The organism is Arthrobacter sp. TJ-178, assembly GCF_058269275.1.
This window is the reverse complement of record NZ_JBZCNK010000001.1, coordinates 375,945-389,086: the sequence shown is the minus strand read 5'-3', so window position 1 is coordinate 389,086 and position 13,142 is coordinate 375,945. Positions and strand designations below refer to the sequence as shown.

The 13,142-nt window shown below is 65.9% G+C and carries 10 protein-coding genes; 9 read left to right on the top strand and 1 reads right to left on the bottom strand.

Features of this window, described 5'->3' with window-relative positions:
* Positions 1-89 precede the first annotated feature (89 nt).
* From guaB to AC4D2Q_RS01735, 9 genes are all read left to right on the top strand, one after another.
* Positions 90-1,610 carry an IMP dehydrogenase gene (gene guaB / locus AC4D2Q_RS01775; protein ID WP_490926487.1) on the top strand — a complete coding sequence of 507 codons (1,521 nt, stop codon included), beginning with the start codon at positions 90-92 and terminating at the stop codon, positions 1,608-1,610.
* Between the two features lie 108 nt (positions 1,611-1,718).
* Positions 1,719-2,858: a GuaB3 family IMP dehydrogenase-related protein gene (locus tag AC4D2Q_RS01770; RefSeq protein WP_490926488.1), complete on the top strand. Its 1,140-nt coding sequence runs from the start codon at positions 1,719-1,721 to the stop codon at positions 2,856-2,858.
* A gap of 59 nt (positions 2,859-2,917) precedes the next feature.
* Positions 2,918-4,642, top strand: coding sequence for a glycerol-3-phosphate dehydrogenase/oxidase (locus AC4D2Q_RS01765; RefSeq protein ID WP_490944517.1), 1,725 nt, complete (start codon positions 2,918-2,920; stop codon positions 4,640-4,642).
* Between the two features lie 55 nt (positions 4,643-4,697).
* Complete coding sequence (locus AC4D2Q_RS01760) at positions 4,698-5,138, top strand: PTS sugar transporter subunit IIA (protein WP_490945691.1); 441 nt, start codon at positions 4,698-4,700, stop codon at positions 5,136-5,138.
* Between the two features lie 63 nt (positions 5,139-5,201).
* Positions 5,202-6,026 (top strand): SURF1 family protein, encoded by an 825-nt coding sequence (locus AC4D2Q_RS01755; RefSeq protein ID WP_490926490.1) that lies wholly within the window; start codon positions 5,202-5,204, stop codon positions 6,024-6,026.
* Entirely contained in the window at positions 6,023-6,445 is a 423-nt protein-coding gene (locus AC4D2Q_RS01750) for a DUF3817 domain-containing protein (RefSeq protein WP_400931272.1), read from the top strand. The genes AC4D2Q_RS01755 and AC4D2Q_RS01750 overlap by 4 nt, the downstream gene beginning before the upstream one ends.
* A gap of 75 nt (positions 6,446-6,520) precedes the next feature.
* Positions 6,521-8,110, top strand: a complete 1,590-nt coding sequence (gene guaA, locus AC4D2Q_RS01745) for a glutamine-hydrolyzing GMP synthase (RefSeq protein ID WP_490926492.1) — start codon at positions 6,521-6,523, stop codon at positions 8,108-8,110.
* A 135-nt stretch (positions 8,111-8,245) separates the two neighbouring features.
* Positions 8,246-12,154 carry an AAA family ATPase gene (locus tag AC4D2Q_RS01740; protein WP_490944515.1) on the top strand — a complete coding sequence of 1,303 codons (3,909 nt, stop codon included), beginning with the start codon at positions 8,246-8,248 and terminating at the stop codon, positions 12,152-12,154.
* Positions 12,151-12,363 carry a hypothetical protein gene (locus AC4D2Q_RS01735; protein ID WP_490926494.1) on the top strand — a complete coding sequence of 71 codons (213 nt, stop codon included), beginning with the start codon at positions 12,151-12,153 and terminating at the stop codon, positions 12,361-12,363. Before AC4D2Q_RS01740 ends, AC4D2Q_RS01735 begins: the two co-directional genes overlap by 4 nt.
* Positions 12,364-12,372: 9 nt before the next feature.
* Here the strand turns inward: AC4D2Q_RS01735 and cpaB are convergent, their stop codons facing one another.
* The gene (gene cpaB / locus AC4D2Q_RS01730; protein ID WP_490944513.1) at positions 12,373-12,978 is read right to left on the bottom strand and encodes a Flp pilus assembly protein CpaB; all 606 of its coding nucleotides are present in this window, start codon (positions 12,976-12,978) and stop codon (positions 12,373-12,375) included.
* Positions 12,979-13,142: the final 164 nt, after the last annotated feature.

Genomic DNA, 13,142 nt, shown 5'->3' with positions numbered 1-13,142 from the left:
TTTAGGATGGTAAGAAGCCCGCCGGTCCGTTCTCCGGCTTTTTCTTCCATTTCTCCATCCCTCCGGTCCTTCGCGAAAGAGGCGCAGTTTTGAGCCAGCAGTCCCCAGAGCATGACCCGTTCGGCTTCATCGGCCTGACCTACGACGACGTCCTGCTGCTGCCCGGCCCTACGGACGTCATCCCGTCCGAGGCGGACACCTCCTCACGGCTGTCCAAGCGGATCACCGTGCACACGCCGCTGCTTTCCGCTGCCATGGACACGGTCACGGAATCCCGCATGGCCATCGCCATGGCCCGCCAGGGCGGCCTCGGCGTTATCCACCGCAACCTGTCCATTCCGGACCAGGCTGAGCATGTGGACCGCGTCAAGCGCAGCGAATCCGGGATGATCACCAACCCGGTCACCATTTCCCCGGACGCCACCCTGCAGGAACTCGATGACCTGTGTGCGCATTTCCGTGTGTCCGGCCTGCCGGTCGTAGACGCAGAGAACAAGCTCCTGGGCATTGTGACCAACCGCGACACCCGCTTCATTCCGCGGGCAGACTACCCCCGCCGCAAGGTCAACGAAGTCATGACCCGCATGCCCCTGATTACCGGGCGCGTGGGCATCAGCGCCGAAGAGACCATGGAGCTGCTGGGCAAGCACCGCATCGAGAAGCTGCCGCTGGTCGACGACGCCGGCCGCCTGCAGGGACTCATCACGGTCAAGGACTTCGACAAGGCCGAGCAGTACCCGCTGGCCACCAAGGACGAGGAAGGCCGCCTCCGGGTCGGTGCCGCCATCGGCTTCTTCGGTGACGGCTACGAGCGCGCAATGACCCTGGTTGAAGCCGGCGTGGACATCCTCGTGGTGGACACCGCCAACGGCCACAGTGCAGGCGTGCTGGACATGATCGCCCGCCTGAAAAAGGACCCCGCCGTTGCGCACGTGGACATCATCGGCGGACAGGCGGCCACCCGCGAGGGCGCGCAGGCCCTGATCGACGCCGGTGCTGACGCCATCAAGGTCGGCGTCGGACCCGGCTCCATCTGCACCACCCGTGTAGTGGCCGGTGTGGGCGTTCCCCAGATCACCGCCATCTATGAGGCCTCCAAGGCGGCCATCCCGGCCGGAGTGCCGCTGATCGCCGACGGCGGCCTGCAGTATTCGGGCGACATCGGCAAGGCCATCGTTGCCGGCGCCGACACCGTCATGCTGGGCGGCCTGCTCGCCGGTTCGGCTGAAAGCCCGGGTGACCTCGTCTTCGTCAACGGCAAGCAGTTCAAGTCCTACCGGGGCATGGGTTCCCTCGGCGCCATGCAGAGCCGCGGCAAGAACACCTCCTACTCGAAGGACCGCTACTTCCAGGCGGACGTTCCCTCGGATGAGAAGCTGATCCCCGAAGGCATCGAAGGCCAGGTTCCCTACCGCGGACCGCTGTCCGCCGTGGCCCACCAGCTCGTGGGCGGCCTGCGTCAGACCATGTTCTACACCGGTGCACGCACCATCGAGGAACTGAAGCAGAAGGGCAAATTTGTCCGGATCACTCCGGCAGGCCTGAAGGAATCGCACCCGCACGACATCATGATGACTGCCGAGGCACCGAATTACGGCACCCGCCGCTAAGCCGCCAAGACCGGCAAAACAGCAGCAGCCGCGTCCCGTCCCGCACCGGGAAGGACGCGGCTGCTGCTGTTTTAAGCTCCGGGCGCGTGCCTGGGATAACCTAGGGGTGTGAGTAATGAGATTGAAATTGGCCGTGGCAAGCGTGGGCGCCGAGCCTACTCCCTCGATGATGTGGCAATTGTGCCGTCCCGGCGCACGCGGGACCCGCAGGACGTTTCAATCAACTGGCAGATAGACGCCTACCAGTTTGAGATGCCGGTCATGGGTGCTCCCATGGACTCGGTGATGTCCCCGGCTACGGCAATTGCCATGGGCAAGCTGGGCGGACTGGGCGTGCTGAACCTGGAGGGCCTGTGGACCCGCTACGAGGATCCGCAGCCCCTGCTGGATGAAATCGCCGTCCTGAGCCAGGAGAACTACAACCCCGCAGCCACCCGCCGGCTGCAGGAAATCTATGACGCACCCATCCAGGCGGAACTGATCACCTCCCGGCTCGCCGAAGTGCGCGACGCCGGCGTGACCGTTGCCGGGTCCCTGACCCCGCAGCGCACCCAGGAGTTCTACAAGACCGTATTGGCCGCCGGCGTGGACATCTTTGTCATCCGAGGCACCACCGTCTCCGCCGAGCACGTCTCCAAGACCGTTGAACCGCTGAACCTCAAGCAGTTCATCTACGAACTGGACGTTCCCGTCATCGTGGGCGGCGCCGCGGGCTACACCCCGGCCCTGCACCTGATGCGCACCGGCGCAGCAGGCGTCCTCGTCGGCTTCGGCGGGGGAGCAACCACCACCACCCGCCGCGCGCTGGGCATCCACGCACCCATGGCCACCGCCATCGCCGATATCGCCGAGGCACGGCGCGATTACATGGATGAATCCGGCGGCCGGTACGTCCACGTGATCGCCGACGGCGGCATGGGCACCAGCGGCGACATCGTCAAGGCCATCGCCATGGGCGCCGACGCCGTCATGCTCGGCTCCGCGCTGGCCCGCGCCGAGGAAGCTCCCGGCCAGGGATGGCACTGGGGCCAGGAAGCACACCACAGCGAACTTCCCCGCGGGGACCGGGTCCGGCTGGACACGGTTGGCCCGCTGCAGGAAGTCCTCTGGGGGCCTTCGCACCACACCAACGGCACGTCCAACCTCATGGGCGCACTGCGGCGTGCCATGGCCACCACCGGCTACTCGGACGTGAAAGCGTTCCAGCGCATCGAGGTGCTTGTCGCGCCCTACCTATCCAGCATGTAGTTCCCTAGAGTGGCTGCAGCGGACGCAGCGCCGGCGGGTCCCAGAGAGGAATCTGTTCCATGAGCAAAGATGCACTCAGCCCGGAATATCGGGAAGACGCCCTGGCCGCGCTGCGGTCCACTGCAGAACCAGGCCAGGAACTGGACATCCTGATTGTGGGCGGCGGCGTGGTGGGCGCCGGAGCAGCCCTGGACGCGGTGACCCGCGGGCTCAAGGTGGGCATGGTGGAGGCCCGGGACTGGGCCTCGGGCACGTCGTCGCGCTCCTCCAAGCTCATCCACGGCGGACTGCGGTACCTGGAGATGCTGGACTTCGCGCTGGTGGCGGAGGCACTCAAGGAACGCGGGCTCCTGATCCAGCGGATCGCTCCGCACCTGGTCAAGCCCGTACCGTTCCTGTACCCCCTGACGCACCGCTTCTATGAGCGGCCCTATGTGGGTGCGGGCATCATGCTGTACGACACCATGGGACTGACCTCGGGCAACTCCCGCGGGGTGCCCATGCACAAGCACCTCAGCAAGAAATCCACGCTCCGGGCCGCCCCCAGCCTCAAGGATGACGCCATGATCGGCTCCATCCGCTACTACGATGCCCAGGTGGATGACGCCCGGTACGTGGCGAACATGGTCCGGACCGCGGCGCACTACGGCGCCACCGTGGCCAACCGGCTCTCCGTGGTGGATTTCCTGCGCGAAGGCGAACGCGTGGTGGGCGCCCGGGTCAAGGACTCCGAGTCCGGACGGGAATTCGACATCTTCGCCCGCCAGGTGGTCAACGCCACCGGGGTATGGACCGATGAAACGCAGGCCATGGTCACCGACCGCGGGCAGCTGAAGGTCCGGGCCTCCAAGGGCGTGCACCTGGTGGTGCCGCGGGACCGGATCCAGTCCACCGTCGGCATGATCCTGCGCACGGAAAAGTCCGTCCTCTTTGTCATTCCCTGGGGCAGGCACTGGATTGTGGGCACCACGGACACGGACTGGAACCTGGACAAGGCGCATCCCGCGGCCACCTCAGCGGACATCGACTACATCCTCGAGCACGTGAACCGGGTCCTCAAAACCCCGCTGACGCGCGAAGACGTTGAGGGCGTGTACGCCGGGCTGCGGCCGCTGCTCGCCGGCGAAAATGATTCCACGGCCAAACTGTCCCGGGAACACGTGGTGGCGCATCCGGTGCCGGGACTGGTGGTGGTGGCCGGCGGCAAATGGACCACCTACCGCGTGATGGCCAAGGACGCCGTGGACGAGGCGGCCCGCGCCCTGGACGAGAAGGTGCCCGAAAGCTGCACCTCCACCATCCCGCTGCTGGGTGCGGTGGGCTACAAGGCCGCCTGGAACCGCCGGCACCGCACCGCAGAGCACTACGGGGTGCACGTGGCACGGGTGGAGCACCTGCTGAACCGCTACGGTTCCCTGGCCACCGAGGTCCTGGAACTGATCCGCCAGAACCCTGAACTGGGGGAGCCCCTGCCGGGAGCCGACGACTACCTGCGCGCCGAAGTCGTGTATGCCACCACCTCCGAGGGGGCCCGCCATGTGGAAGACGTGCTGGCCCGCCGCACCCGCATCTCCATTGAGTCCTGGGACCGCGGAGTGTCCGCGGCTCCCGTCGCGGCGGAGCTAATGGCTCCGGTCCTGAACTGGGGGCCCGAGCGGGTGCAGCAGGAAGTGGCCCACTACGAGGCACGGGTGGAAGCCGAACGGCTCAGCCAGGAACAGCCGGACGACATCTCGGCGGACGCCGCCCGGTTGAAGGCCCACGATATTGCGCCGCTCAGCTGAGGTGGAACCCGAGCTCTCCCTGCAGGAAAGGGACGCAGTGCTGACGGTGCCTGAAATGGTGATCCTGGAGATGGAGGCGGCCGACCGCACGGACGCCGCCGCGCAGCTTGCCCAAAAGATGTATGAGCAGGGGCGGATTGATGATCTGGACGCCTTCCTCAAACAGGTAAACGCCCGGGAACACCAGATGGCCACCGGGCTGCCCGGCGGAATCGGCGTGCCGCATGCACGCAGTGAACATGTGCTGCAGACCTCGATTGCCGTGGGGATCACCCGCTACGGGCACAGCATCGATTTTGGCGCGTCCGACGGCCCGGCCACCGTGATACTGCTCATAGCAACGCCCGCGGGTGCGTTCTCTGAACATCTGGAAGTCCTGGCCACCCTGGCGCGGTCTTTGTTCCGCCCGGCCTTTCGGGATTCCCTCCGCCGGGCCAATGATCCCGAAGTCATTGCCGAACTGATTAACTCCTCACTGGTCTTCTTTGACCACTGAGGGCTGCGGAGGCCAAGGCGCCGGCATTGGGTTTTCCGCACGGTTACGACGTACGGTTAAAGCGTGCTGAAAACTGCCCTGCAACCCCGCTGGATCCTCGCGCTGCTCTTTGCCCTCGCGCTGTCCGCGGTATTTGTCCTTCTGAGCCAGTGGCAGTTTTCAACCGCCGAGAGCGAGCCGCCTCCCGCAGCCTCCACCACCGAGGAAGTCCGGCCCCTGACCGACGTCTTCACCCCCGGGGTGGAAATGATGGGCAGTGCAGCTGACCAGGTGGTGTCCATGAACGGATCCTTCAACGACGAAGACACGGTGCTGATCAGCGAGCGGCTGTACGACGGTGAGACCGGCTACTGGGTGGTGACGGCTTTCGCCGTCGACGGAGCGCCCCAGGACGCCGTCATGCCGGTGGTCCGCGGCTGGGTTGCCGATCCGGACGATGTTGAGCCGGCCCCCTCCGGTGCCGCCGCCGTCGTCGGACGCCTCCTCCCGCCGGAAGGCCCCGTTCCGCAGGCTCCGGACGAGGACGGCATCCTGCCCAGCCTCGCCAGCGCCGAACTGATCAATGTCTGGGACACCCCGGGCTATGCCGGCTTTGTGTCCGCGAACGAGATCACCGTTGGCGGCGAGGCTGTCCCGACCGGCAGCATGCGCACCGTGGACGTGGCGGCCCAGCCCCAGGAAACCTCGGTAAACTGGATGAACATTTTTTATGCCGTCGAGTGGTTTGTCTTTGCCGGGTTCGCTGTTTTCCTGTGGTGGCGCCTCGTCGCGGATGCCTACCGGAGCTCCCTCGAGGACGACGACGAGTACTACGAAGACGACGACGAAGACGACGACGAGGGCCCCGCGCCCGTGCGTCCGGCCCCAACCAGTGAGGTACAAAAGTGAGTGATCCCACAACTGCAGCAGCCCGGAAACCGCGCCGGAAGAAGCGCCGTTTCGGCGGCACCCACGCGCAGATCCGTTCTGCCCTGACGTTTTACAAGGTGTTCTCCTACGTCACGGGTGTGTTCCTGCTGCTGCTGTGCGTGGAGATGATCCTCAAGTACGGCCTCAAAATCGAAGAAATCACCGTAGGCCCGCTGAACCTGTTCACCGGCGTCCTGATTGCGCACGGCTGGCTGTACGTGGTGTACCTGCTGTCCGACTTCCGCCTGTGGCAGCTGATGCGCTGGCCCTTCTCCAAGTTCATCCTGATTGCCCTGGGCGGTGTCGTCCCCTTCCTGTCCTTCATTGTGGAAGCCCGGACGCACAAGCAGGTCCTCGCCGAGCTGGCTGCACACCCCGAAGCCGCTAAGCGCTACTGAAAAACCGGGAGTGCTGCGCGCCACAGCCTGCCGGCGGATGTGCGGCTTGCAAGCTCCGGAGACTATCCTTGTAGGGTGACTAATTCCGCGACCCCTCCCATAGAAGAGCGCCCTGTCCTAGTTGTGGACTTCGGCGCCCAGTACGCACAGCTCATTGCCCGCCGGGTACGCGATGCAGATGTCTATTCCGAGGTGGTGCCCCACACCTGGACCACGGAACAGATCATGGCCAAGAACCCGGCAGCCATCATTCTTTCCGGCGGCCCCTCCAGCGTGTACGCGGAAGGTGCACCTGCTGTCAGCGAAGGCCTGTTCGACGCAGGTGTCCCCGTCCTGGGGATCTGCTACGGCTTCCAGGCCATGGCCAGCGTCCTCGGCGGCAAAGTCGCCGAGACCGGCCTGCGCGAGTACGGTTCGACCGACGCCACAGTGGTGGGCGGCGCCCGCTCCATCCTCGAAGGCACCCCCGAGCACCAGAACACCTGGATGAGCCACGGTGACAGCGTCCAGGAAGCCCCTCCCGGATTCGACGTCCTGGCCACCACCGCCGGCGCTCCGGTTGCCGCAATTGCAAACGAAGAGAAGCGCCTCTACGGCGTCCAGTGGCACCCCGAGGTCAAGCACTCCGTGCACGGCCAGTCCGTCCTGGAGAACTTCCTCTTCAAGGGCGCAGGACTGGACCGCAGCTGGACCACGGGCAACATTGTCGAAGAGCAGGTCGAAAAGATCCGCGAGCAGGTGGGCAGCGCCCGGGTGATCTGCGGACTCTCCGGCGGCGTCGACTCCGCCGTGGCAGCAGCACTGGTACAGCGCGCCGTCGGCGACCAGCTGACCTGCGTCTTCGTGGACCACGGCCTGCTGCGCGAAGGCGAAGCCGAGCAGGTGGAACGCGACTTCGTGGCATCCACCGGTGTCAACCTCTACGTCGCCAATGAGCAGCAGCGCTTCCTGGAAGCCCTGGCCGGCGTCACGGACCCCGAAACCAAGCGCAAGATTATTGGCCGTGAGTTCATCCGCGCGTTCGAAGAAGCTGAACGCGCCATTATGGCCGAAGCAGAAGCAACCGGTGAACCCATCCGCTTTCTGGTCCAGGGCACGCTGTACCCGGACGTCGTCGAATCCGGCGGCGGCGAGGGTGCAGCCAACATCAAGAGCCACCACAACGTGGGCGGCCTGCCCGAAGACCTGAAGTTCGAGCTGGTGGAACCGCTGCGCGCCCTGTTCAAGGACGAGGTCCGCGCCGTGGGCCGCGAGTTGGGCCTGCCGGCGGAAATCGTCGGACGTCAGCCGTTCCCCGGCCCCGGCCTGGGTATCCGCATCATCGGCGAGGTCAACCAGGAACGCCTGGATCTGCTGCGCCGCGCCGACGCCATCGCCCGCGCCGAGCTCACCGCAGCCGGCCTGGACAATGACGTGTGGCAGATGCCCGTTGTCCTGCTGGCAGATGTCCGCAGCGTGGGCGTCCAGGGTGACGGCCGAACCTACGGCCATCCGATCGTCCTGCGTCCGGTGTCCAGCGAAGACGCGATGACCGCTGACTGGTCACGCCTGCCGTATGACCTGCTGGCACGCATCTCCAACCGCATCACCAATGAAGTCGACGGGATCAACCGAGTGGTTCTGGACGTCACGTCCAAGCCGCCGGGAACCATCGAGTGGGAGTAGATTGACCGCGGGGGACAGCCGAACAGGCTGTCCCCCGCGTTGCTATGTCGGGCAAACCCGGCAAAAAGCGATAGTTTGGAAGGTATGCCAATTTGGTCAAGATCGTCGCGCGGAAGTGCAGAAAAGAGGGCATCAGTGTCTGAGCAGAATCCCGGGGACAACGCCTCGGACTTCCTGCTGCCGTGGCTGGGACAACTGGGACAGCATGCCGGATCGGACACGTTGCTTCACTTCACCCCGTCAGCGTCCAACAGCATCGACCTGACTCACGCGCATCCCTCAGGGCTGGCCCAGCTGCTGGCAGGACGCCGCACGCGGCTGTCCACCCTGCTGCGTGACTCGGAGCAGTACGGAGCGGCCATGAAGGCCGGGCGCCTCCTGCGCGCAAAAATCTACGAACTCGGCACGGACCGGGGGATCGACGTCGGCTATCTGGCTGCAGGTACGGCCTCCTGGCGCTACGCCGCGGACGACGCCGTCCGCCCCGAGTCGCTCACCGCTCCGGTGCTGCTGACTCCGATTTCACTGACCGTACACCCGTCCCAGGATGACTATGAGCTGCAGCTGACGGACAAGGCAGCCCTGAACCCGGCATTTGTCCGCCACCTGCAGTACGAGCAGAACCTGGACCTCGATGCGGAAGCCCTGGCCCGCCTGGCCTACGGCACCGCACGCCTCGATCCGCATCCCGTGCTGGAGAAACTGCGGGCCGTCACGGAGGGTGTCCGGGGCATCAACATCGAACACCAGCTGCTGGTGTCCACCTTCGCCGACCTCTCGGATCTGGCCGAGGACAGCGCCCTGGATCCGGCGCACCCTATCCTGCGCGCGCTCATGGATGCTGCCCGCGGCAAGAATCCCTCCATCCCGGAAATGACGGACCCCGGACTCCCGCCCCTTGACGACCGGCTTCCCGCGGATGAGCTGCTGATCCTGGACGCTGACAGCGAGCAGCAGGACGTCCTGGACCTGATCCTGGACGGCCAGTCCATGGTGGTCTCATCGCCTCCCGGAACGGGCCAGACGCAGACTGCCCTCAACGCCGCTGCCGCGCTGATGAACGCCGGCAAGTCCGTGCTTGTGGTTGCCGAACGCCGGGGAACACTGAACCAGTTTGTCTCCGAGCTTGATTCCCTCCACCTGGGATCCGCGGTCCTGCAGCTCAACGCCGGTTTGACCGAGCAGCAGATCAAGGACCAGCTGGTGAGGGCCATTGTCCGGAACGAGAAGTCCACAGCTCCCGAGCTGGAGAGCCTGCACCGGGTCCTGGTCTCCAACCGGCATCAGCTGCGCGACCATGTGAAGTCCCTTCACAACGTCCGCGACCGCTGGGGCTGCTCGCCCTACCAGGCCATGCAGTCCCTGGCGGAGCTCACCTCCATGTCCCCGGCGCCGGCCACGCCTGTCCGGCTGAAGCGGAGTGTGCTGGACAGCATCACTGACCGCACCGAGCTGACCGGCCGGCTCCGCCGGGCCGCCGAGCTGGGAAGCTTCAGCCGTGCAGCCACCAGCAGCCCCTGGTTCGGCGCCAAACTGCTCAACCGCAAGGAAACCGAAGAAGCCTTCGAGCTGACCCAGAGCCTGGCCAAGGACCTTCCCGAGCTCCGGGCGCAGGTGCTGGCTGTTGCCGAGCATTCACAGATCCGGCTGGGGGAAACCTTTTCCCAGTGGGGCGAGCAGCTTGAACTGATGGTCGCCGTGCGTGAAAGCCTGGACAAGTTCACCCCGGATATCTTTGACCGGCCGGTGAGCGACCTGATTTCCGCCACCGCTTCTTCATCCTGGCGCCGCGAACGCGCCGTGGACATGAGTTCCATGACCCGCTCCCGGCTCCGGCGCGTGGCCAAGGAATACATCCGTCCCGGCGTGCACATTTCGGACCTGCATTCCTCTCTCGTTGAGGTCCAGCAGCAGCGCGCGGTATGGGCACGGTACGCCACTACCCAGCGCCATCCGTCAGTGCCCACCGGACTGGCGGACATCAACCGGTCCTACATCACCGTCAAGGACCAGCTGGACACCCTCACCGGTATCCTCGAGGGAACCCCGAACAAGCCGGACCTCGCCGAGCTGCCCCTGGATGAGCTGGAGAAGCAGCTCGATGCCTTGGCCGGGGACCGCGAAACACTGGAAACGCTGCCCGAACGCACCCTGCTGCTGGACGAAATGCGGGACCAGGGCCTTGGCGAACTGCTTGACGACCTTGAAGCCCGTGAAGTAGAGGCCCGCCAGGTGGGTTATGAGCTGGAACTGGCCTGGTGGCAGTCTGCCCTTGAAGCCATGATCAGCGGCGACGACTACCTCGCCATGTCCGATGGCGACAGCCTGCGCCGTCTGGAAGCCGAATACCGGCTGGCAGACAACGCCCATATTGCCTCCGGCAGTTCACGGGTCCGGTCTTCCCTGGCTGACCGCTGGCGCCGCGGCGTCAAGGCATCGGAATCCGATGCCACGATCCTGCGTGACGCCATCAAGAACGGTCCGCTGACGCTGGCGGACCTGTGCACGCAGTCCCCGGAACTGGTTTCTTCGCTGCTGCCGGTCTGGACCGCCAGCCCGCTGGTCCTGCCGATGGTCCTGCCCGGCAACTGGTCCTTTGACGCAGTCCTGGTGCTCGACGCCGAGTCCACCTCCCTGCAGGCCGCTGTTCCCGCCCTGGCGCGTGCCGCGCAAGTGGTGGCGTTCGGCGACGGACAGCTTGGCGGCCCGCGTCCGTTCACGATCGGCGTGGAGCCCGTACCGGCAGCCGCGGTGCAGCAGGACATGGTGAGTGTTTTTGAAGCCCTGACCAAGATCCTTCCCACCCGCACCCTGTCCACTGTCTACCGCGGCACGGACCGTGCGCTGCTGAACCAGCTGAGCCGCAGTTTTTACGACGGCCGGCTGACCACTGTTCCGCGCGGCTCCGACATTTCCTCCAACGAACGCTCGCTGGTTGTCGAATATCTTGCGGACGGCACCGGCATGCCCAGTTCGGAGCATGAAGGCGTGGAAAGCGTCGCGGCCGAAGTGAACCGAGTGGTCGACCTGGTGTTTGAGCACATCCGCCGCCGCCCCCACGAGTCACTCGCCGTGGTTACGGCAAGCCCGCGGCACGCCGTACGGGTTGCCGAAGCAATCCGAGTCCAAATGGCCAACTTCCCGTGGGCCTCGGACTTCTTCACCCCGGGCAAGGAATCCTTCCGTGTGGTTCCGGTGGACCGGGCAGCGGGGCTGGTTCGGGACAGCGTGATCTTCTCGCTTGGTTTCGGCCGCACCCCGCACGGCCGCGCGCTGCACACTTTCGGTCCTCTCTCCTCGTCCCACGGGCGCGGAAAGTTCCTCACCGCCATGACCCGCGCACGCAGCAGGATGCACGTTCTGACCTGCTTCCGGCCTGAGGATCTGGACAAAACACGGTTGGGCTACGGTGCTCTGGATTTCTACGAGCTCATCAGCCGTGAACTGGATTCATCCGCAGCAAACACCGCCCGGCGCAGCAGCGCGGCAGCGGATTCCGCTTCCCGCAGGTCCGACGGCGCCGGCGGAATCATGGATGAAGATGCCCTGGTGGCAGATCTGGTGGAGCGGCTGCGCGCCCGCGGCGCCAAAGTCTGGGACCACTATCAGGGAACCATCGACATTGTGGCCACAGTTGACCGCAGCAACGCTGACGGTGAACCGACCGTGCCCATGGCCATTGAGTCTGACGGCACGGAGCATTACCGGACTATGAGTGTGCGTGAACGCAGCCGGCTGCGGCCGCAGCTGCTGGAACGGATGGGGTGGCGCTACATGCCGCTGTGGACCATAGAGGTCTTCAGCGACCCGTCCGCCTGCGCCGACCTGGTGGGACGCTATCTGAACCTGCCCGCTCCCCGTGAAAATGACGGAAGGTCCGCCCGAACCGGGGGCACCTCGGTGAGCGGCTCACTTGCGCGCCGCGGCAGCCTTCGCTCAGCTCCTCACGGCAGCACCCGGGCGAAGGCAAGGACTGCGGAGTCAGCCCAGCCCGCGCAGGCTAACGGTTCGGAAGGCCCTGCACAGGAGGCGCACCGGCCGTGACGCCGAGGAAGCCGCACCGCCGCGCCAGCGGAGGAACCGTCAGCGAGAAGGCAAACCGGGAGACGCCTCCGGCGGCTGCCGGCAAGCCTTCCGCTGAACGGGCGGTCCCGAAGGTGAAGGCGGCCGAAGATGATCCCCGCGTGTGGGGGGACGCACCGGAAGATCGGGATTCCTGGCTTCTGGAACAGCGTCCCCCGCACTGGGGCTGAGGCAGGGAACTAGCCGCCGGTCAGTATCAGATGGACCTGGCCGGTCCCCGATGCCGCCGCCAGTGCTGCAGCCTGCGCGGGGGCTGCTGCCAGCACCACCAGGGCACCGGTTTCAGCAGATCCCGGCCAGGCCGAAGCGCCGTCGGCCGCAGTCCACAGCACCGGCACAGCGGATGCCAAAAGAACGGGATCTGCGGATACTTGGCCGTCTGAACTGCCCGCCACCACGTCCACCAGCTGCCCCGGAGAGAGCAACCGCGCCATGGCCGGATCTGCGGGGCGGACGGACACCGCAACGGTCCCGGGCGGAGCGCCGGTCAGGAGTCCGGTTCCCACCAGGGATGTCTGCATCAGCGGACTGCCGCGGGTCAGGGGAGTGGCCAGCCGCCGGCCGGCAGCCTGATCTGGCGAGGTAAAGGAATCCGGCGGGACGGCTGCCTCGGGCACCGCGACCGTGCGGAGGTCCCCGGCGGTGAGCACTGCACCCGCGGGCAGATCCGCGGCGGAGACCACCAACGCATGGCCGCCGGACTCCGGAGGCAGCAGCGACTGGACGGCAACTCCGGCCGCAGCGCAGCACGTCAGGGCGGCAAGCAGACGCCGCCTACGCAGCATGAACCGCCGCAGACGGAGCATAAGGCGGGAAGCAGAGCGGGAAGTTGCCGCTGGATATGGATGCACCCTCCGACCGTAGGTCGGATGCACGCCGGGCGAAGACCGCCCCGGGGAATTGTGGATGGCCCCTCCCCGGACGTCCGGTGGGGAGGAGGGCTATCGAT